General features: G+C 59.4%; 21 protein-coding genes. 10 read left to right on the top strand and 11 right to left on the bottom strand.

Annotated elements, in window-relative coordinates; translation table 11 throughout:
* Positions 1 to 43 precede the first annotated feature (43 nt).
* Together map and sfsA are read right to left on the bottom strand one after the other, a co-directional pair.
* Positions 44 to 886, bottom strand: a complete 843-nt coding sequence (gene map, locus LC354_RS01390; protein ID WP_223421038.1) for a type I methionyl aminopeptidase — start codon at positions 884 to 886, stop codon at positions 44 to 46.
* Between the two features lie 34 nt (positions 887 to 920).
* A complete protein-coding gene (gene sfsA, locus LC354_RS01395) occupies positions 921 to 1,625 on the bottom strand; it encodes a DNA/RNA nuclease SfsA (protein ID WP_223421039.1) in 705 nt (234 codons plus the stop codon).
* 48 nt (positions 1,626 to 1,673) lie between these two features.
* Between sfsA and LC354_RS01400 the strand changes: the two genes are divergently transcribed.
* The 4 genes from LC354_RS01400 to LC354_RS01415 are packed head-to-tail and all read left to right on the top strand — an operon-like array spanning position 1,674 to position 4,631.
* On the top strand, positions 1,674 to 2,396 hold the full coding sequence (locus LC354_RS01400; RefSeq protein WP_223421040.1) for a competence/damage-inducible protein A: 723 nt from the start codon (positions 1,674 to 1,676) through the stop codon (positions 2,394 to 2,396).
* Positions 2,393 to 3,115: a GNAT family N-acetyltransferase gene (locus LC354_RS01405; RefSeq protein ID WP_223421041.1), complete on the top strand. Its 723-nt coding sequence runs from the start codon at positions 2,393 to 2,395 to the stop codon at positions 3,113 to 3,115. Before LC354_RS01400 ends, LC354_RS01405 begins: the two co-directional genes overlap by 4 nt.
* Positions 3,112 to 3,678, top strand: a complete 567-nt coding sequence (locus LC354_RS01410) for a peroxidase-related enzyme (RefSeq protein WP_223421042.1) — start codon at positions 3,112 to 3,114, stop codon at positions 3,676 to 3,678. The genes LC354_RS01405 and LC354_RS01410 overlap by 4 nt, the downstream gene beginning before the upstream one ends.
* Positions 3,679 to 3,680: 2 nt before the next feature.
* Positions 3,681 to 4,631, top strand: coding sequence for an OmpA family protein (locus tag LC354_RS01415; protein WP_223421043.1), 951 nt, complete (start codon positions 3,681 to 3,683; stop codon positions 4,629 to 4,631).
* 69 nt (positions 4,632 to 4,700) lie between these two features.
* Here the strand turns inward: LC354_RS01415 and LC354_RS01420 are convergent, their stop codons facing one another.
* Together LC354_RS01420 and LC354_RS01425 are read right to left on the bottom strand one after the other, a co-directional pair.
* Positions 4,701 to 5,606 carry a LysR family transcriptional regulator gene (locus LC354_RS01420; RefSeq protein WP_223421044.1) on the bottom strand — a complete coding sequence of 302 codons (906 nt, stop codon included), beginning with the start codon at positions 5,604 to 5,606 and terminating at the stop codon, positions 4,701 to 4,703.
* A gap of 441 nt (positions 5,607 to 6,047) precedes the next feature.
* Positions 6,048 to 8,075: an NADPH-dependent 2,4-dienoyl-CoA reductase gene (locus tag LC354_RS01425; RefSeq protein WP_223421045.1), complete on the bottom strand. Its 2,028-nt coding sequence runs from the start codon at positions 8,073 to 8,075 to the stop codon at positions 6,048 to 6,050.
* A gap of 83 nt (positions 8,076 to 8,158) precedes the next feature.
* On the opposite strand from LC354_RS01425, the gene LC354_RS01430 reads away from it, so the two are divergent.
* Genes LC354_RS01430 through LC354_RS01440 form a run of 3 tightly spaced genes read left to right on the top strand, consistent with a single transcriptional unit; the run spans position 8,159 to position 9,587 of the window.
* On the top strand, positions 8,159 to 8,623 hold the full coding sequence (locus LC354_RS01430; protein ID WP_223421046.1) for a GNAT family N-acetyltransferase: 465 nt from the start codon (positions 8,159 to 8,161) through the stop codon (positions 8,621 to 8,623).
* On the top strand, positions 8,620 to 9,102 hold the full coding sequence (locus LC354_RS01435; protein ID WP_223421047.1) for an RNA pyrophosphohydrolase: 483 nt from the start codon (positions 8,620 to 8,622) through the stop codon (positions 9,100 to 9,102). Before LC354_RS01430 ends, LC354_RS01435 begins: the two co-directional genes overlap by 4 nt.
* Positions 9,099 to 9,587: a hypothetical protein gene (locus LC354_RS01440; protein WP_223421048.1), complete on the top strand. Its 489-nt coding sequence runs from the start codon at positions 9,099 to 9,101 to the stop codon at positions 9,585 to 9,587. The genes LC354_RS01435 and LC354_RS01440 overlap by 4 nt, the downstream gene beginning before the upstream one ends.
* Here LC354_RS01440 and LC354_RS01445 read toward each other — a convergent pair.
* The 7 genes from LC354_RS01445 to LC354_RS01475 form a co-directional block, all read right to left on the bottom strand.
* A complete protein-coding gene (locus LC354_RS01445; RefSeq protein ID WP_223421049.1) occupies positions 9,584 to 10,180 on the bottom strand; it encodes a GNAT family N-acetyltransferase in 597 nt (198 codons plus the stop codon). The two genes, LC354_RS01440 and LC354_RS01445, sit on opposite strands and share 4 nt — an antisense overlap.
* Positions 10,180 to 11,169 (bottom strand): adenosine kinase, encoded by a 990-nt coding sequence (locus LC354_RS01450; RefSeq protein ID WP_223421050.1) that lies wholly within the window; start codon positions 11,167 to 11,169, stop codon positions 10,180 to 10,182. The genes LC354_RS01445 and LC354_RS01450 overlap by 1 nt, the downstream gene beginning before the upstream one ends.
* Complete coding sequence (nth, locus tag LC354_RS01455; protein ID WP_223421051.1) at positions 11,166 to 11,810, bottom strand: endonuclease III; 645 nt, start codon at positions 11,808 to 11,810, stop codon at positions 11,166 to 11,168. The genes LC354_RS01450 and nth overlap by 4 nt, the downstream gene beginning before the upstream one ends.
* 312 nt (positions 11,811 to 12,122) lie before the next feature.
* Positions 12,123 to 12,416 carry a hypothetical protein gene (locus LC354_RS01460; protein ID WP_223421052.1) on the bottom strand — a complete coding sequence of 98 codons (294 nt, stop codon included), beginning with the start codon at positions 12,414 to 12,416 and terminating at the stop codon, positions 12,123 to 12,125.
* A gap of 994 nt (positions 12,417 to 13,410) precedes the next feature.
* Positions 13,411 to 14,190, bottom strand: a complete 780-nt coding sequence (locus tag LC354_RS01465) for a C40 family peptidase (protein ID WP_223421053.1) — start codon at positions 14,188 to 14,190, stop codon at positions 13,411 to 13,413.
* The gene (locus LC354_RS01470) at positions 14,187 to 15,569 is read right to left on the bottom strand and encodes a leucyl aminopeptidase family protein (RefSeq protein ID WP_223421054.1); all 1,383 of its coding nucleotides are present in this window, start codon (positions 15,567 to 15,569) and stop codon (positions 14,187 to 14,189) included. The genes LC354_RS01465 and LC354_RS01470 overlap by 4 nt, the downstream gene beginning before the upstream one ends.
* 74 nt (positions 15,570 to 15,643) lie before the next feature.
* Entirely contained in the window at positions 15,644 to 16,024 is a 381-nt protein-coding gene (locus LC354_RS01475; protein WP_223421082.1) for a hypothetical protein, read from the bottom strand.
* Positions 16,025 to 16,192: 168 nt separating this feature from the next.
* On the opposite strand from LC354_RS01475, the gene LC354_RS01480 reads away from it, so the two are divergent.
* From LC354_RS01480 to LC354_RS01490, 3 genes are all read left to right on the top strand, one after another.
* On the top strand, positions 16,193 to 16,843 hold the full coding sequence (locus LC354_RS01480) for a carbonic anhydrase (RefSeq protein WP_223421055.1): 651 nt from the start codon (positions 16,193 to 16,195) through the stop codon (positions 16,841 to 16,843).
* A gap of 61 nt (positions 16,844 to 16,904) precedes the next feature.
* Entirely contained in the window at positions 16,905 to 17,885 is a 981-nt protein-coding gene (locus LC354_RS01485; protein WP_223421056.1) for a sodium-dependent bicarbonate transport family permease, read from the top strand.
* A 3-nt stretch (positions 17,886 to 17,888) separates the two neighbouring features.
* Entirely contained in the window at positions 17,889 to 18,200 is a 312-nt protein-coding gene (locus LC354_RS01490) for a P-II family nitrogen regulator (RefSeq protein ID WP_223421057.1), read from the top strand.
* Positions 18,201 to 18,344: the final 144 nt, after the last annotated feature.

The following is an 18,344-nucleotide window of genomic DNA, read 5'->3' on the forward strand; positions in this document are numbered from 1 at the left end:
GCGCGCTGGCGATCCCACAAGACGGGCGTGTCGCCCGCCTGCATCAGCCGTATGTGGGGTGGAACTTTCCAGCCGGGGACAGCGTGAATATCTCGACGCCGGTTTCGGTGACGCCGACCGAATGTTCGAACTGTGCCGACAGGGACTTGTCTCGCGTCACGGCTGTCCAGTCATCCGCAAGCGTTTTTGTTTCGGGGCGGCCAAGGTTCACCATCGGTTCAATGGTAAAAAACATGCCGGGTTGAAGTACTGCACCCGTTCCGGGACGTCCATAGTGCAACACGTTCGGCGGTGCATGGAACACGCGGCCCAATCCATGCCCGCAAAAATCGCGCACCACAGACATGCGATGGCTCTCGACAAAACCCTGAATGGCGTGGCCTATATCACCAAAGGTGTTGCCCGGCTTCACGGCCTCAATCCCCAGCATCAACGCGTCATGTGTAATTTCGATCAGGCGTTCTGCCTTGCGGGGCAGTTTGCCTGCCACATACATCCGGCTGGTATCGCCGAACCATCCATCAACAATCACGGTGACGTCGATGTTCAGGATGTCGCCATCCTTGAGCGTCTTGTCACCGGGGATCCCATGGCAAACAACGTGGTTCACGCTGATGCAACTGGCATGTTTATAGCCCTTGTAGCCGATCGTGGCCGATGTGGCGCCGACTTCATCGACCATTTTGGTAATGATGCGATCAATCTCGCCCGTGGTCTGGCCGACAAATACTTGTTCTGCCATCGCATCCAGAATCTCGGCGGCCAGCCGCCCAGCCGCATGCATTCCGGCAAAGTCTGTGTTTTCGTACAGGCGTATGCCGTCCTTGGTCAGACGGCCGCGGGTCTCATGGTTCAAAGCCTGCTCCATCGGCAATTTGTGCGCCATTTTACTGCACTGCGGCGAAAAGGGCCAGAGGGTGTCATATGGCAATGGTCATGGGGGCATTCAAGTCAACCCCGTCTGGCGTGATACGCGCATTATAGCACATCGTTTCTACTCCTGCACGAAACGCCTGCGCATAGGCGGCGGCGTATTTCGGATCGATATCCGAGGCCAGCGTGAATTGGGTGCAATCGGTGCGTTGCACCATATAAAGCATGATGGCCCGATGTCCGCTTTGGGCGACGCGTGCCAGCTCATCGAGATGTTTGGCACCGCGTGCTGTGACGCTGTCTGGAAATTCGGCCAGTCCAGGGCGGCGTGAAAGCGTCACGGATTTCACCTCGATATAGGCATCTGGCAGGCCATCGCCGCGCAGCAAAAAGTCGATTCGGCTGTTTTCGCCATATTTCTGCTCGGGGCGCACGTCCGTGTAGGCCGCAAGCGGGGCAATCTGGCGCGCCTCAAAGGCTTCGCGCAGTGCCTTGTTTGGCACGCCCGTGTCGACCCCGGTAAAGTTTCCGTCCGCGTGCTCGATCAACCGCCAGCCGAATTTCAGCTTCTTTTTGGGGTCATCATTGGGTTCCAGCCAGACCCTCAGGCCCGGCTCTGCCAAACCCATCATCGATCCGGGGTTGGCACAATGGGCGGTCACCTCGCGGCCGTCCTCGAGGCGGCAGTCGGCCAGAAAACGTTTGTAGCGTCGGATGAGGGTCGCGGGGACAAGTTCGGTTTGAAAGCGCATGGACCCCGGCCTATACCCAGAGGCGGTACTGCTCAAGGAGGTCCGAGAATGCCAAATCCCACCGCCGCAATGCTGGTCATCGGAGACGAGATCCTGTCGGGCCGCACACGCGACGCCAATATGCACTATCTTGCCGGGCAGTTGACTGAACAAGGCATCGACCTGCGCGAAGTGCGTGTGGTCAGCGACGATCCGGACGCCATCGTGGCCGCCGTCAAAGCGCTGTCGGGCGCCTATGATACGGTGTTCACCTCTGGGGGCATCGGGCCCACTCATGACGACATTACCGCCGACTGCATAGCCGCCGCATTCGAGGTGCGGATCGACGTGCGCGCCGATGCGCGCGCCTTGCTGGCGGAGCATTACGCCAATACCGGGCGCGAGCTGAATGAAGCCCGTTTGCGGATGGCGCGCATTCCCGACGGCGCCACGTTGATTGAAAACCCGGTCTCGATTGCGCCCGGCTTTACGCTGGGCAATGTCCATGTGATGGCGGGGGTGCCGTCGGTCTTCAAGGCGATGGTCGCCACGGTGCTGCCCACACTGACCGGTGGCGCGCCCTTGGTGTCGCGCACCTTGCGTATTGATCGGGGAGAGGGCGATATCGCCGGACCCTTGGGCACTCTGGCGGCTTCGTATGCCAATCTGAGCTTTGGGTCCTATCCGTTTCAGCAAGATGGTCGATATGGGGCCAACGTGGTGATCCGAGGCACCGATGTCGCAGAGGTCGACACCGCTTTTGCGGCCCTCGAGGCACAGTTTCCCGCATGATTACGCCCGCAGCCCTGTATGCTGCGATTGATGGCACATGGCCTGCGGCGGGGGTCCGTTCCGTCGGCCCGTGGCTGCTGCGCGATGGGCAGGGGGGCGGTAAGCGGGTCAGCGCTGCCACGGCCATTTCCGAAACGCGCGCAGAGGATATCCCCGCAGCCGAGCAAGCGATGCGTCAGCTGGGGCAGCGGCCCTTGTTCCTGATCCGTGATCAGGATGCCGCGTTGGACGCGGACCTGGCTGCGCGGGGCTACCAGACCGTTGATCCGGTCAACGGGTATATCCTCCCCGTCGAGGATCTGACGGATGTGCCGATCCCGCGCGTGACGGCATTCACCATCTGGGAGCCGTTGGCGATCATGGCCGAGATTTGGGCCAAGGGCGGTGTTGGGCCTGAGCGGCTGAAGGTCATGGAACGGGCCAAGGTCAAGACGGGCATTCTGGCGCGCTGGAATGAAAAACCCGCCGGGACTGCCTTTGCCGCGATCCATGACGGTATCGCGATGGTCCACGCTGTTGAAGTGCTCCCGCATCAGCGCAGGCAGGGCGTGGCAAGCTGGATCATGCGCCGCGCCGCCTTTTGGGCACAAGAAAATGGCGCCGAAACGCTGGCCGTCTTGTGCACGCAGCAAAACACCGCCGCCAATCTGCTCTATCAGCGGTTGGGCTTTCGCAAGCTCTGCGGCTATCATTATCGCCAACATCCGGAGGACACATGACAGACCAACCCACAGCCCTCGACCTGCCCATGGCAGATCCGCTGCCCGCCCAGACCCAAAAGTACTTTGATATCTGCCAGGACAAGCTTGGCATGGTCCCGAACGTTCTGCGGGCCCACGCGTTCGACATCGCCAAGCTGGACGCGTTCACCGGCCTCTATAATGATCTGATGCTGGCTGATAGCGGCCTGACCAAACTTGAACGGGAAATGATCGCGGTGGTCGTGAGCGCCACGAACCGATGTTTTTATTGTCTCACGGCCCATGGTGCCGCTGTGCGGCAACTGTCGGGCGATCCGGCATTGGGAGAGCAGCTGATCATGAATTGGCGAATTGCGGACGTCACCGCGCGGCAACGGGCGATGCTGGTCTTTGCGGAAAAGGTGACACTGGCATCGGCCACGATCGAAGAGGCGGATCGGCAGGCGCTGCGCGATCACGGGTTAAGCGACCGCGATATCTGGGATGTGATCAACGTGGCGGCCTTTTTCAATATGTCGAACCGGGTCGCAAGCGCCACGGCGATGAAGCCAAATCCAGAATATCACGGTCAGGCGCGCTGAGCATGGCTTATGGCGGGTCACGTTGGATGGGTGTGGCACTGTGCCTGCTGGCATGGCCCGTGCACGCCTTCCAACTGGAGCTGCCTCGCACCGCGCGCCAGACTGCGGCGCGCGACAGTGCGCTGGATCAGGTGCTTGTCCCGGTGGGTCCATTTGTTGACGGTGCCCTGGAAACCCTGAAAATTGAGGGGAGGGTGACGCGCCGGGCCTATCGGCTCAATTCGCCGGGGCTGACACCTTTGCAGATATTGGCGCCTTTGCGGCAACAGATCGAAGACGCCGGATTTGACCTGGTCCTCGATTGCAACCAGATCACCTGCGGAGGCTACGATTTTCGCTTTGCGACCGAGGTGCTGCCGGCGCCGAATATGTATGTCAACATTCGCGCCTTTCACTTTCTGACCGGGATAAACACTGAAAACGACGCGGCGATTACGCTGATGGCCAGTTCTTCGGGCGGCGCAGCGTACCTGCAGATCATCCAGACGGGCGCGGTTTCACAAGAGGTGACCGAAACCCGATCGCCCGTTGCTTCCGTCGAACCTGATCCCGCGCAACCGGAGTTGCCCATCGAAACGCTGGCCGCGCGCTTGCTGGAAAAGGGATCTTTCGTTCTGCGAGACATCGATTTCACTGTCGGCAGCACGACGCTGGATGATCAGCAATCGGTTGAGCTCGCAGCGTTGGCATCGTTGCTTGCCGACCGTCCGACGTTACGCATCGCCATCGTCGGGCATACGGATACGGCTGGCGGTCTTGAAGTCAACATTGCGGTGTCGCGGGCGCGCGCGCAATCCGTGCGGACGCGTTTGATTGATACTTATGGCGTGGATCCCGAACGCATCGAAGCGGAAGGCATGGGCTATCTTGCACCCATTGCCTCCAATCTGACGGCGGAAGGTCGGGAAGCAAACCGCCGCGTCGAAGTGATCCTGATCTCAGAAGACGAATAGACCGGATGGCGAACAACCCCGATGCATTTGCACCGGGGCTGACATCGGTTGGTACGCCGATTGTGGATTTTACCAGTCAGACGGGCCTTTGTCTGCAAAGGCGTGCACCAGGAAATCGATGAAGGCACGAATTTTTGGCTGCGTGAACCGACCGGGCGGATAGACCGCATAGATACCTTGGGTTTCCTTGGGCAGGTCCGGAATCGCGTCCAGCACCAGCCCCTTATCCATGGCATCGGCATAGAGGTAAGACGGCAGATAAGCGATGCCCAGACCCGAGATGGCAGCGTTCATAAGCGATTGGCCATCATTCACGCTCAGCCCCCCGGAGGTGCGCACCTGGCGCTTTTCGCCCGACGGCGCCGTCACTTTCCACACATTTCCTGACGACTGGTTCGAATAATGCAGCAGCTTGTGCGCGTTCAGATCGTCGATCTTTTGTGGCCGCCCGTATTTCTCGAAATAGGCAGGACTCGCGATCATCCGTTTGGTGGTTTCGGTCAGCTTGCGCGCCCGCAACGTGCTGTCTTCCAATTCACCGATGCGGATTGCCATATCGAACCCTTCGGAGATCAGTTCGACGTAGCGGTTGTTCAAAACCATGTTCACCGTAATGTCCGGGAAATCTTCGAGGAACTCGGACAGGCGCGGCGACAGGTGGTTGACACCAAAGTCGGTGGCGACTGAAATTCGCAACAATCCGCAGGGGGCCGATTGCATGGATGTGACCAGCGAATCCGCTTCGCCCGCGTCATTCAGGACCCGACGGGCGCGATCGTAATAGGCCAGCCCGATTTCGGTTGGAGAAACGCGTCGCGTGGTCCGGTTCAGCAATCGCGCGCCCAGACGGGCTTCGAGCGAGGACACATGTTTTGAGACGGCGGATTTTGAAATCCCCATCTTTCTGGCGGCGTCAGTAAACCCTCCCTGATCCACGACCGTTGCAAAAGCTTCCATTTCCGTGAGGCGGTCCATGCCCGTCCCTTTCATCTTGGGTTTCAAGGAGCAGGTATCTGCCCCAATCGCGGCGAGATCAGGGCAAGGGTGGGATAATATAAGGGTCATTGCAGGGATTGTTCGTGGCATGGAAACGAAAGAAACGGTGATTGGGTTTCCTCCGTTTCTGACGTGAGCACGTCGCCTCGGGTCATATGGTCCAAAGAAGTTCGGTGCCGATATCCGCCTGCTGCATATGGTCCGGAATGGCGCAACCGGCCTCGATCACCCTTGGTGAAATCCAACGACACAGGTCGCGCTCTGTTCCGGTCCGATCTCGGAAACGGAAACAATGAAAGGGTATGTTTACCACATTTCAGACACATTCTCGGCCCGAGCAATCGCGTGCATCGTTAATGCGACACAATGGCTAAAGCGGTCATTGGCGCGAGAATGCAGCCCGCGACCGCCAAGATCGGATTAAAGCGTCGCGGCCAGCCGGGTCCCTTGGTCAATGGCGCGTTTGGCATCCAGTTCCGCTGCGACGTCCGCGCCGCCGATGATATGATGCGCGATCCCCTTTTCGGCCAACGCATCGGCCAGTGTTCTGTCCGGCACTTGGCCCGCACACAGGATGATGTCATCCGCCGCGATCAGCGTCGGGTTCTCCCGCGCGTCGCCAAAAGACACGTGCAGCCCATCGGCGTCGATCCGTTCGTAGTTCACACCGCCGACGAATGCGACGTCCTTCATCTTGAGCGCGGCACGGTGAATCCACCCTGTCGTCTTGCCCAGACGTTTGCCGTGCTTTTCGGCCTTGCGCTGCAACAGGGTTACGGCGCGGGCGGGGCCTTCCGGCTTGGGCCCTTCGGGGGCCAGACCGCCGCGATGCGTTGCCGGGTCCGCGACCCCCCACTCCACCAACCACTCCGGCAGGTTCTCCGTCGGGCTGTCGCCTGCGTGCACGAGGAACTCGGACACGTCAAAACCGATCCCGCCGGCGCCCACGACAGCCACCCGTTGGCCCGGTGCGACCTTGCGTTTGAGCACATCGATATAGGAATGCACGTTGGCGGCGTCCTGACCGGGAATGGCCGGGTCACGGGGCAACACGCCGGTGGCGATGATGACGTCATCGAAGCCCGTGAGCATGTCGGCGGTGACTTCGGTGTTCAGGCGCAATTCAATCTGCATCTGTGTGACCATGGTGCGGTACCACTCGACCAGCCCCCGGAATTCCTCTTTGCCGGGCACTTGCTTGGCCATGTTGAGCTGGCCGCCAATCTCGTCCGCGCGGTCGAACAACGTCACGGTGTGGCCGCGTTCGCGCGCTGTCATGGCGGCCGAAAGGCCCGCTGGGCCAGCACCAACAACGGCGATGGATTTGACCGTTTTGGTTGGCGCGACCGTCAATTCGGTTTCATGGCAGGCGCGCGGATTCACCAGACAGGAGCTGATCTTGCCACCAAAAGTGTGGTCGAGGCAGGCCTGGTTACACGCGATACAAGGCGCGATCTGCGCCGCTTTGCCCGCCATCGCCTTGCGAACGAAATGTGCGTCGGCCAGCATGGGCCGCGCCATCGACACCATGTCGGCGCAACCGGTACGCAGCACCTCTTCGGCGACTTCCGGCGTGTTGATGCGGTTTGAGGTGATGACCGGAATACTGACCTGACCCATCAGTTTTTTCGTGACCCATGCAAAAGCCGCGCGCGGAACGGATGTGGCGATGGTCGGAATACGGGCTTCGTGCCAGCCGATGCCGGTGTTGATGATCGTGGCACCTGCCTTTTCGATCTCCTTGGCCAGTTGTACGACCTCGTCAAAGGTCGATCCATTGGGCACCAGATCGATCATCGACAGTCGGTAGATGATGATGAAATCGGTGCCGACCGCCTCGCGGGCGCGGCGTACCACCTCGATCGGCAGGCGCATCCGGTTTTCATAGGACCCACCCCAGCGGTCGGTCCGCTTGTTCGTGTGCGTGACGAGGAACTGGTTCAGGAAATACCCTTCGGAGCCCATGATCTCGACCCCGTCATATCCGGCCTGCCGGGCGCGCACGGCAGTGGCAACAATATCGCTGATCTGCTTTTCGATGCCGTCCTCGTCCAACTCGGCCGGGGGAAAGGGCGAGATCGGGGATTTGACGGGCGACGGCGCCACGCATTTCGGCCCGTAGGCATAGCGGCCCGCATGCAGGATCTGCATCGCGATCTTGCCGCCCGCGTCGTGCACGCGGGACGTCACGATGGAATGGTTGTCGATATCGTCCTGGCTCACCATCATGGCCGCACCGGGCAGCACCGACCCTTCGAGGTTCGGGCCAATCCCGCCTGTCACCATCAGGCCGACCTCACCGCGCGCACGCTCGGCGTAAAACTCGGCAACGCGGTTCCAGTCCTTGGTTTCTTCCAGACCGGTATGCATCGACCCCATCAGCACGCGGTTCTTGAGGGTGGTGAACCCCAGATCAAGCGGCGCAAGCATATGTGGATAATCGGTCATCGTGTTCTCCCCGGCAATAATCCTCTTGGTTTCAGGTATATAACGCGCGATGTCACGCGCAACGCGGCGTCAGGAGGTGAAACATGTTGGTTGTGCGAAAATCAGTGGCGGCAGATGCCGATGCTTTGGGATTGGTCATGTATGATGCGATCCGATCCGGGCCAAGCCGCTATACCGAAGCGCAACGCATCGCCTGGCTTGATCGACCTCCCGCCGGTGGAAATTGGGCGGTGCGGTTGAGCACACAACAGGTTTGGATGGCTGAAGCGCAAGGTGAACCGCTTGGTTTTCTGACCCTCGACGAAACGGGGTATATCGATCTGGCTTTCGTGACCGCAGCCGCACAGGGCAAAGGCGTTTTTTCGGCCCTGTATGATGCGCTTGAAGCTGCGGCTATGGAGGACGGCCTGACCCGCCTTTGGACCCATGCGAGCCTGATGGCGCAACCCGTCTTTGAGGCCCGTGGCTTTCGTGTTATTCGCCACGAAACAATAGACCGGAAGGGCGAGACCCTCGCCCGCGCCGAAATGGAGAAAAGCCTGACATGACACCCGAAGAAATTGCCAAACTGCCCTACCGACGCAATGTCGGGATCATGGTGATCAATGCAGACGGCCATGTCTGGGTCGGGCAGCGCAAGGACCGCTATCAGGATGCCTGGCAGATGCCGCAAGGCGGCGTGGACAAAGGCGAAGACGCACGGGCGGCGGCCTTGCGTGAGTTAGAAGAAGAAACCGGGATCACGGCTGATCTGGTCGAGGTCGTCGCCGAAACGGACGGTTGGTTGCCCTATGAACTGCCCCATGACCTCATCCCGAAGTTGTGGAAGGGCCAGTATCGCGGACAAGAGCAGAAGTGGTTTTTGCTGCGGTTCGCAGGCCCCGACACATATGTGAATATTGAGACCGAAGATCCTGAGTTTGCGGCCTGGAAGTGGATGACACCGAGCGAATTGCCCGATGCGATCGTGCCGTTCAAACGGGACGTCTATGAACGCGTACTGGCGGCCTTTGAAGGACATTTATGATGCGCTGGGCGGCAGGTCTGCTGTCGATTTTGCCCATGCCAGCGTTGGCTTTGTCTTGTGTGCCCTACGGCGTCACCGACGCCTATCTTGAGGCGGAGGCTTCTGCCGATGCATATGTCCCAGTTCTGGGAACGCTGGAGTTTGATGCATCCGCTGTGCCGCAGGTGGATTGGGACAAGCAAGGCGATGTCCCTGCACTCACCGAGATACCGGCTGTGCTCAAAGGCGATGCTTTGACGCCGCGTGGCACTACGCGTCCGCTCGAAACATCCGTCACGTTTGAGGTCAAATGTTCGGGCCCTTGGTGCCCCAGCCCCAAGCCCGGCCGGGTCCTGGCGTTCTTGCGCGAGACCGGCGAGGCAGGCTTTGGTGTCAGCATCGGTGCTTGTGGCGGGTTTTTGTTTGGCAATCCGAAGCCGGAACAGGTCAACGCGGTTAAGGATTGCCTGACAGGGCGTGCGTGCCCCCCTTCGGCACGTCGCTAAAGGTCAAAGATCGGCACATGCGCGCCAAGTGCCCGGTCATACCCCTGCGTGATGCGCGGATCATCTGCAATTTCGATCTTTTGTGACACGGGGATAAAACCGGACCGGCGATAGAACGGCATCGCCTGCGGGCTGTCCATCGTGCAGGTATGGACATGAAAGCGGGTGATGTCCGCTTCCCATGCTTTGTTGATGGCTGCGTTCATCAGGTAACGGCCCGCACCCGACCCGATCAGGTCAGAGGTCAGCCCGAAATAGGCCAATTCGCATGCACCATGCGTCCGGAAGTCCAACTCAAGCAGGCCACCATCCACATCACCGCGCCGTAAAGTGTACAGATGCACATCGGGGTCTTGCAGAATGGCGTCAAGCGCGGCGTCACTCATCACCATGCGCCCGAACCAAAGCCAGTTTTCTCCGACCTTGCGAAACAGGGCCCGATACCAATCCCGATGCGGCTGGGCGATCCGCGTCAGTGTCCAGCCCTGCGGCGCGGCAACGGGCCGCGTTTCGGCCCGCTCCGTCATCTCCAACTGCGTGACGACGGCAGCAACTTTTCCCCGCGGGATATCGTGATAGCCGTCAGCCAGCATTATTCGAGGCCTGCCTTCACAAATTCCGCGCGCATATCGATGACCGGACGGGGGCCGATATGGCTGATCACCTCGGCGGCGCACAGGTTGCCCATGCGCCCGCAGGTCTCCAGGTCACGGCCCGTCACAAGGCCATAGATGAAGCCGGCGGCAAACTGATCGCCCGCCCCCGTCGCGTCAACGGGGGTCACCTTGTGCACCGGGATATCGTGACGTTCGCCTTTGGACATGATGGTCACACCGTCACCTGAACGCGTGCAGATCATCAGCTCGATCATGTCGGCCGTTCTGGCCATAGCCGCCTCAAGATCGTCGGTTTCATAGAGCGATCTGATTTCGTGCTCGTTGCCAATGACATAATCAAGCTCGTTGCCGATCATGTCGAGGAAATCGTCGCGGTGCCGATCCACGCAGAATGGATCCGAGATTGCGATGCCGGCCTTGCCGCCTGCGGCACGGGTCAGGCGCGAGGCTTGGCGAAACGCTTCTTTGCCGTGATCCTTGTCGAACAGATAGCCTTCCAGAAAGATCATTTCGGAGGCCGACGCGACAGCTTCGGGCACGTCCTCGGGGCCCAGTTCGGTCGAGATGCCGAGATAGGTGTTCATCGACCGCTCGCCGTCGGGTGACACAAAGATCATCGAACGCGACGTGGGCAACGTACCGCCCGGCACCGGGGGGTTCACGAAATCCGTGCCGCTGTCCTGCATGGATTGCGCATAGAAGCGCCCCAGCGCGTCATCATGCACCCTGCCGATAAACGCAGTTGGCAACCCAAGCGCGCCAACGCCGGCAATCGTATTTGCAACGGCGCCGCCCGGTGTCTGTAGCCGGTCGGACATGGCGGCATAAAGCACCTCGCCGCGATCCTGTTCAATCAGTTGCATGATGCCCTTTTCGATGCCCATCAAATCAAGAAAGGAATCGTCGGCGTGTGAAATCACGTCGACAACGGCATTGCCGATGCCCGACAGCTTGTATTTGGTCATTCAGTTTTATCCTCAAAGGGGCAAAGATCGCGGATGATGCAGGTGGGGCACTGTGGCTTGCGCGCCTTGCAGTGATAGCGCCCATGCAAGATCATCCAGTGGTGTGCATGCAGCTGAAAATCAGCGGGAATGTTGTCTTCGATGGCGCGTTCGACGGCTTCCACGGTCTTGCCCGGCGCAATGCCGGTGCGGTTGCCGAGGCGAAAGATATGGGTGTCCACGGCTTGCGCGGGATAGCTCCACCACATGTTCAGCACGACATTCGCCGTCTTGCGACCCACACCGGGAAGCGACTGCAACGCGGCACGGCTGTTGGGCACAACGCCGCCGTAGTCATCGACCAGGATCTGGCTCAACTTCATCACATTCTTGGCCTTTTGCCGAAAAAGGCCAATGGTTTTGATATGTTCCGTCAGCCCTTCGAGGCCCAGATCCAGCATCTTTTGCGGTGTGTCGGCAATCTGGAACAATTTGCGTGTGGCTTTGTTTACACCTGCATCGGTCGCCTGCGCCGAGAGGGCGACCGCGACGACAAGGGTATAAACGTTCACATGCTCCAACTCGCCCTTGGGGGCGGGATCCGCCTGAGAGAAGCGGGTAAAGATCGCGCGGATCGTGTGATAATCGAGCTGTTTTGCCATGACGGACGGTATGGGCAAATTTTCCGGCGCGGGCAAGGACCGGGCTGAAAGGGATCTGTCGCGGTGCGATAAAATGATGCGGACGCCGGAGCGCGACCCATATCAAAGCACTGGACAGGGCGGCCATCGGCATCGTTCCCGCAGCGGTGGATCGGATTTCCGACCTTCGCCCGTGCAATCGAGCGTGCTTGGCCCGCCAACCGGCGAGCCACGCAGCAACACAGCCATGGCAAAAGTCCCCCGTAGCCGTGTTGTAGTATTTCTGTCGTCGAACCGAACACGGCATCGCACAAAGCCGAGTTCGAATGACCTTCACTTTGCCTTCTTCACATCCACGGCGAATATGGTGTTCCAATCAGTCTTCATGCTGATCACTGTCCAACCGCTCGCGTTCGCCGTATCCATCAATGCCTGACCGAACGCGCCGACGGATGTGTCTGGCAACCCGTTCGCCGGGCCATAGGCGAATTCGCGCTCTGCGTCATGCGGTATGGCGATGATCTCCATCCAGTCCTTCTGGGTGAACGTCGACATCGCTGGGTGATTGCCGCTCAGCACCGATTTGAACGGCTTGGTGCCCTTCCATTCCGGATGCTGTGGCGCCATTTTAGCCAACTGGACCAGGGCAAAGAGCCCCTGACCATAGAGCGGATGTTCGATCCAGGTCGTGCCGTCCTGGTCGAAGGTGGCGATGCGGTCTTGCGCAGCGATAAAGTTGGGGCCGCCGTCGGTGGTCGTTCCCGCGACAAAATCAAGGATCGCCTGCTTTGCAGCCCCTTCATTCCAAGATGACTATGGATCGTCCTGCGCGTGCAATGACAATGGCGCTGCAAGGAAAACGAGGGCTGTGATGGCAAAGCCGGTCAGGTTGCCGCGGTGGATCGAGCAACGTTGTTTCATCATACACGTTTGCTTCGTTCACTTTCTTTCAGTTGGCGTCTCTTCAATCCGTATATTTTGATCCCGTCGACACAGAAACGGGAGGTGCAAACATGCTCGAACATGCGCCTAAACTGCGAAACACACATAAAAGCCGCGATCCCCGGCCGTTGGTGGGCGGTATGAACATTCCAAACGACTTATCTTGGGTCCTTTCGCCGCCCTCTTTGAATAGGTCCTCCTTTGTCGGACAGTTTTGTGGCTTGGTTAAGTTGTAGTCCAGCTGGTTTATGCCGCTTGCTGAGGTAGTGACTTTGTCGAAGACTGTGTCGCCCGAAATTCAGCAGTTTGCACTGTTTCGTCAGGCTCAGATCCGTGCAACCCCGAAGGGTCACCGATTTGCGTTCGCTCGGGCTCCTCGCCCCTCGGAGCATTACTGCGCAATACCCTGCCGTTTCAATGTCGTCACCTCTCAGTGTTTGCATGCAAACACTGAGAGGTAGTAGCTAAACCTTGTGCTGCGCTGCAATCTCTTGCGCCGTCTTGTCCTCACGCAGCGCCTCAGGCGTCACCGTCAAATGGTCCACAACTGTGCCGTTTTGCGGCCTCTGCGCGCAAGCAGTGGGACAATGGGATTATCCCCACGAAGCCGACCGGCGCTCAGCATATAGTCTTTGATCAGGGTGTGGATGGGGGCCAGGGCGATATCGTGCGTGGCCATTCAGAGCCGTTTGTGCGCCGTGACCGGGCCGCCGCCAGTTTCAGATATCCGATTGATGGCCGCCAAAATTGGTTCTTCGACGACGCACATGTGGTAGGCATTGGCGTGGATCATATGCGTCGCTGACGTCACCAGCGCCTCATGACCTTTCCAGAAAATCACATCGCCGGGTCGGTAGCTGTTGTCTGAAACCGGGTGACCCAATTGCATTTCCTGTTGGTCGCTGTCGCCGGGGCAGGGCACACCCGCTGCCAGCAAGGCCGCTTGAACCAGCCCGGAGCAGTCTATCCCTGCCCGCGTGTTGCCGCCCCAGAGGTAGGGGGTGCCGAAAAAAAGCCGTGCGGTTTCGATCGGATTCAAAGGTGGGGCGGGCAGTTCGGTCAGGGCTTGTTTGGGGATGTGCCCGAGGTTGGTTTCGACGAAATCCCTTGTGGCACCGATCGCCCTGATCTTTGCCCCGAAGCTGAGATTTGCGAGGTCCGCCGATTTGATCGAAGGCCCGGTGTAGGCATGGGTTGCTGCGGCGGTGACCAGATGAGTATGCACAACCGGTGCGCCGATGCTGGAACTGCTGACATACCCGATATAGCCGTCTTTTTCAGCGCGCACATAGCTGTGCTGTCGGCTTTTGCCCAGAACGGTGACGGCTTCGCCGAGCAAGAGTTGCCTGTCGCGCGCGCCCTTCGGACTGGCGCACAAGTCCACATGTGCGACGATGACCTGGCCCGGCGTTTCAGAGCGGGCAACAGTTGGGTCCGGATCGACCCTGCGATCCGTCATATTCCGAGAGCTTTTGGCAGCGCCGTCAGGAGCGCGCGGGTGCCTTGGCCGACGCCCCCTTTGGACCGCGCCGGTGCATCGCTGGGTTGCCAGCCGTAAATGTCGAAATGCATGTAGCGGGGCGTTCGCGTGACAAAGCGGCGCAAGAAAAGCGCAGCGGTGATCGTGCCTGCGAACCCGCCTTTGGGCGCATTGTCGAGGTCTGCGATGCCGGGTTCGATCATCGCCTCATAGGGGGTGTGGAAGGGTAACCGCCAGACGGGGTCCGCGCATGCAAGTGCGGCTTGATCCAAGATTGAACTAAGGCCCGCGTCGTCGGTAAAGTAGGGTGCGATGTCAGGCCCGACGGCGACGCGTGCAGCTCCTGTCAGGGTTGCCATAGAGATTATGAGATCTGCATCGCCTTCGTCCGCGAGGGCAAGTGCATCAGCCAACACAAGCCGTCCTTCGGCGTCCGTATTGTTGATCTCGACCGTCAGACCCTTGCGCGACGTCAGGATATCCTGAGGGCGGAATGCGTTGCCCGAAACGCTGTTTTCGACGGCGGGAATCAGGACGCGCAATTGCAGGGGCGTGCCTGTCGCCATGATCATATGCGCGAGCCCCAGAACCGCCGCAGCGCCCCCCATGTCCTTTTTCATCAGCCCCATGGAAGCGCCCGGTTTCAGGTTCAGTCCGCCTGTGTCAAAGCAAACCCCCTTGCCCACGAGGGTGAGCTTTGGGCCCGTGCTGCCCCAGTTCATGTCGATCAGCCGCGGTGCGCGATCGGCGGCCCGGCCAACGGTGTGGATCATGGGAAAGTTTTGTTCAAGCAGGGCGTCGCCTGTGATGACTGTGACATTTGCACCGAATGAACTGGCCAGATCACGCGCGGCCTGTTCCAGATCCGGCGGCCCCATGTCTGACGCGGGTGTGTTGATCAGCGTACGGGTGAGGGCTTCGCCGTTTGCGATCGCCTCGATCACCGTTGCATCGATCTCGTCCGGCGCAACCAATTGGGCCTGCATCGGAGCCTGCGATTTATAGCGATCAAAGCGATACATGGCGAGGAGCCAGCCGAGCGCTTCGATTGCAAGCGTCTCCGGATCGAGCGTGTGATGCAGGGCATAGGCGCCTTCGGGCAGGCGGATTGCACCTGCGGCGAGGTGAAAGCGACCCCGGGCGCGGGACGTGGCATTGCCGTAACCGATGACGGCCATTGCAATGCCATCCGGCCCGGGGCAAATCAGCGTTTGCCCCAGAGCCCCGGAAAACCCGTTTGCGCTGGCCCAGTTTTGTGTGGCGCCATCCTGACGGGACATCCAGTCGTCGACAGCACCTTCATCCAGAACATGCAATGGGATCGCGTTGTCCGCGTCTGCGGCGAAGGAAAGCGGCATGGGGCACCTTTGTTTGAACTGCTTTTGCAGACCCTAGCCAGTTTCCCCCCGGTCGCAAGCTTTGCCGACAGCGCTTAGATCGTGATGTCCTGCAAATCCCATATGGCGGTCAGCGATCCTTCGCCTGCTCGCATGAGACGACCCAGTGTTGCCGCCAAGGCGACGCTGTCGCCGATATCGATGCAATCCATCACGTCACGGGCCACCCTCGCCAACAAATCCATGCCGATCTGTTCGGCGATGGCGATCAGGGAACGCGCGGATTTGCGCAGTTCATCATATTCGGCGCTGCGCATCAGCCGGTCGCAATGCGCCATGCGCAGCGCCAGTTCTTCCATGGCGCGACAGACAACATCTTCGGCACCGGCGTGGCCCATTTCAGAATACAAGGCGCCAAGACGGTCGTGATCGACACTGACCGGTTCGGCGAGCCGGATTTGTGTTACGGAATTCAATTTACTCACCTCATTCTCATCCAGTGTGGTGTGCCCCCACGGCACGGGAGTGATGCCATGAACACCCTTCCCAAATGGTTATGTGCAACCAGCCTTTTCTCTCGAATTTTGTGAGAATTACCGCTAATCACCATTGAGAAAGACCAATGGGACGGGTGAATAAGGGACATGCACAGGATCAAGCCGCTGCCGACATATTTGTTGCATCGTTATCAGGGTTGGAAAGCGACAACGTATTCAGAGAACAAAGCCTGGTACAAGCGACTGGCGACCGAAGGACAACGGCCGCGCACGATGGTGATTTCGTGCTGTGACAGTCGCGTGCACGTCACATCGATTTTTGGCGCGGATGAAGGCGAAATCTTTATTCACCGCAACATTGCCAATCTGGTGCCGCCTTTTGAACCGGACGGTGACCATCACGGGACGTCGGCCGCAGTTGAATATGCGGTGACCGTGTTGAAAGTCGCCAATATCGTCGTGCTGGGCCATTCCGACTGTGGTGGTGTGCAGGGGTGTCTCGACATGTGCGACGGCCATGCGCCGGAGCTTGAGGAAAAGACAAGCTTTGTCGGGCGTTGGCTGGATATTTTGCGTCCGAAATTCGCGGAAGTCGCAGACATCTCGGACAAGAGTGCTCAAGTGCGGCGGATGGAGCAACTGGCCGTCGTCATATCGCTGGAGAACCTGATGACATTTCCCTTTGTCGAAGACAGGGTCAACGATGGCTCGCTCAGCGTGCATGGGTTGTGGACCGACATCGGCCAGGGGGACATGATCCAATACATGGGCCAAATACAGGATTTTGTACCGGTTTGAGGTTTACTTTCGCGGTACACTGCTGACAGGAACATGTGTTCAATTTTCAAAGGTTAACCCTATGGACCAGATCCTGAGCCTGGCAGCGACAAACTTGCTGTCGCCCATTATCCTGAGTTTTGCGCTGGGCGTGGCGGCCGCTTTGGCCCGATCTGATCTGAACATTCCAGAGGCGGTGGCCAAGGGGATGTCGATTTACCTGCTGTTTGCCATCGGGTTCAAAGGCGGGGTGAGCGTCGCCGATCATGGCATCGACGCCAAGTTGGCGTCGTCCTTGCTGGCCGGGATTTTCCTGTCTGCGGTTTTGCCGCTGATCGCATTCGCGCTGTTGCAGGTGATGAGCAACCTCAGCCGTCTGGACGCCGCAGCCGTCGCGGCGCATTACGGATCAATCTCCATCGTGACGTTCGTTGCTGCGACATCCGTTCTGGAAAGTGGCGGAATCGTTGCCGAAGGGTACATGGTCGCCGTTGCCGCCGCGATGGAAGCGCCTGCGATCCTGTCTGCCTTGTGGCTGATTTCTCGGGGTGGTGCGGATGCCCGGCACATGGATCCCGACCTCATGCGAGAGATCATGCTGAACGGCTCGATTGTCCTGTTGGTGGGCAGCTTTGCTATCGGCTGGATCACGGGCGCAGAGGGTCTGGCGCGGATCGAATCCTTTATCGTGTCACCGTTTCAGGGTGTGTTGTGCCTGTTCCTGCTGGATATGGGGTTGGTTGCGGGGCGCGGACTGCGCGGTGGTTCCGCTGTGCTGAAACCTGGCGTTTTGGCCTTTGGCGTTGTGATGCCTTTGGTCGGGGCGAGCCTTGGGTTGGTCACGGGCATGCTGCTGGGCTTGAGTGTGGGCGGCGTGGCGCTCTTTATGGTGCTGTCGGCGTCGGCCAGTTACATTGCCGTGCCCGCAGCAATGCGGGTCGCACTGCCCGAGGCGAACCCGTCGATCTATCTGACCCTGTCGCTGGGGGTGACTTTCCCATTCAATCTGACGTTGGGCATTCCGATTTACGTATCGGTTGCCAGCGCGCTGGCCGGAGGCTGAACGATGCAGACCCATCAAGCAAAACGCGTGGCCATCATTATCGAACAGGTCATGCAAAAACGATTGACGGATGTGATGACCGAAGCGGGCGTGACCGGATGGACCGTGTTGCCTGTTCTGGGCGGCTCTGGCCGGTCGGGAGCGTGGAGCAGGGAAGGGCAAGTCAGTCGCGCAGGCAGCATGGTGCAGGTGGTTTGCGTCATTCGCCCGGAGCGGTTGGACACGTTGCTGGACGCCGCATTTCGCGTAGTGGATCGGCACATTGGCATTGTCTCGATCAGTGATTGTGAAGTCTTGCGGGCCGAGCGGTTCTAAGGCGGGTTCGGACAGGTTGCGCTTCAAGAAGATAGAGCGGCACACCGAAAGACCGGCATGCCGCTCGTACTGCTCGTTATCGTTCAGGTTGCGCATTGTGATGCGACCTGTACGTCATTAAGTGCCTGCAGCACTGATCCAAAG

Source organism: Tateyamaria pelophila, from assembly GCF_019966495.1.
Taxonomy (GTDB): Bacteria; Pseudomonadota; Alphaproteobacteria; order Rhodobacterales; family Rhodobacteraceae; genus Tateyamaria; species Tateyamaria pelophila.

What these genes read in the sequence shown, in the direction of transcription:
- map (WP_223421038.1), bottom strand. Translation starts at nt 886, where the DNA reads ATGGCGCACAAATTGCCGATGGAGCAGGCTTTGAACCATGAGACCCGC.
- sfsA (WP_223421039.1), bottom strand. Translation starts at nt 1,625, where the DNA reads ATGCGCTTTCAAACCGAACTTGTCCCCGCGACCCTCATCCGACGCTAC.
- LC354_RS01400 (WP_223421040.1), top strand. Translation starts at nt 1,674, where the DNA reads ATGCCAAATCCCACCGCCGCAATGCTGGTCATCGGAGACGAGATCCTG.
- LC354_RS01405 (WP_223421041.1), top strand. Translation starts at nt 2,393, where the DNA reads ATGATTACGCCCGCAGCCCTGTATGCTGCGATTGATGGCACATGGCCT.
- LC354_RS01410 (WP_223421042.1), top strand. Translation starts at nt 3,112, where the DNA reads ATGACAGACCAACCCACAGCCCTCGACCTGCCCATGGCAGATCCGCTG.
- LC354_RS01415 (WP_223421043.1), top strand. Translation starts at nt 3,681, where the DNA reads ATGGCTTATGGCGGGTCACGTTGGATGGGTGTGGCACTGTGCCTGCTG.
- LC354_RS01420 (WP_223421044.1), bottom strand. Translation starts at nt 5,606, where the DNA reads ATGGACCGCCTCACGGAAATGGAAGCTTTTGCAACGGTCGTGGATCAG.
- LC354_RS01425 (WP_223421045.1), bottom strand. Translation starts at nt 8,075, where the DNA reads ATGACCGATTATCCACATATGCTTGCGCCGCTTGATCTGGGGTTCACC.
- LC354_RS01430 (WP_223421046.1), top strand. Translation starts at nt 8,159, where the DNA reads ATGTTGGTTGTGCGAAAATCAGTGGCGGCAGATGCCGATGCTTTGGGA.
- LC354_RS01435 (WP_223421047.1), top strand. Translation starts at nt 8,620, where the DNA reads ATGACACCCGAAGAAATTGCCAAACTGCCCTACCGACGCAATGTCGGG.
- LC354_RS01440 (WP_223421048.1), top strand. Translation starts at nt 9,099, where the DNA reads ATGATGCGCTGGGCGGCAGGTCTGCTGTCGATTTTGCCCATGCCAGCG.
- LC354_RS01445 (WP_223421049.1), bottom strand. Translation starts at nt 10,180, where the DNA reads ATGCTGGCTGACGGCTATCACGATATCCCGCGGGGAAAAGTTGCTGCC.
- LC354_RS01450 (WP_223421050.1), bottom strand. Translation starts at nt 11,169, where the DNA reads ATGACCAAATACAAGCTGTCGGGCATCGGCAATGCCGTTGTCGACGTG.
- nth (WP_223421051.1), bottom strand. Translation starts at nt 11,810, where the DNA reads ATGGCAAAACAGCTCGATTATCACACGATCCGCGCGATCTTTACCCGC.
- LC354_RS01460 (WP_223421052.1), bottom strand. Translation starts at nt 12,416, where the DNA reads ATGGCGCCACAGCATCCGGAATGGAAGGGCACCAAGCCGTTCAAATCG.
- LC354_RS01465 (WP_223421053.1), bottom strand. Translation starts at nt 14,190, where the DNA reads ATGACGGATCGCAGGGTCGATCCGGACCCAACTGTTGCCCGCTCTGAA.
- LC354_RS01470 (WP_223421054.1), bottom strand. Translation starts at nt 15,569, where the DNA reads ATGCCGCTTTCCTTCGCCGCAGACGCGGACAACGCGATCCCATTGCAT.
- LC354_RS01480 (WP_223421055.1), top strand. Translation starts at nt 16,193, where the DNA reads ATGCACAGGATCAAGCCGCTGCCGACATATTTGTTGCATCGTTATCAG.
- LC354_RS01485 (WP_223421056.1), top strand. Translation starts at nt 16,905, where the DNA reads ATGGACCAGATCCTGAGCCTGGCAGCGACAAACTTGCTGTCGCCCATT.
- LC354_RS01490 (WP_223421057.1), top strand. Translation starts at nt 17,889, where the DNA reads ATGCAGACCCATCAAGCAAAACGCGTGGCCATCATTATCGAACAGGTC.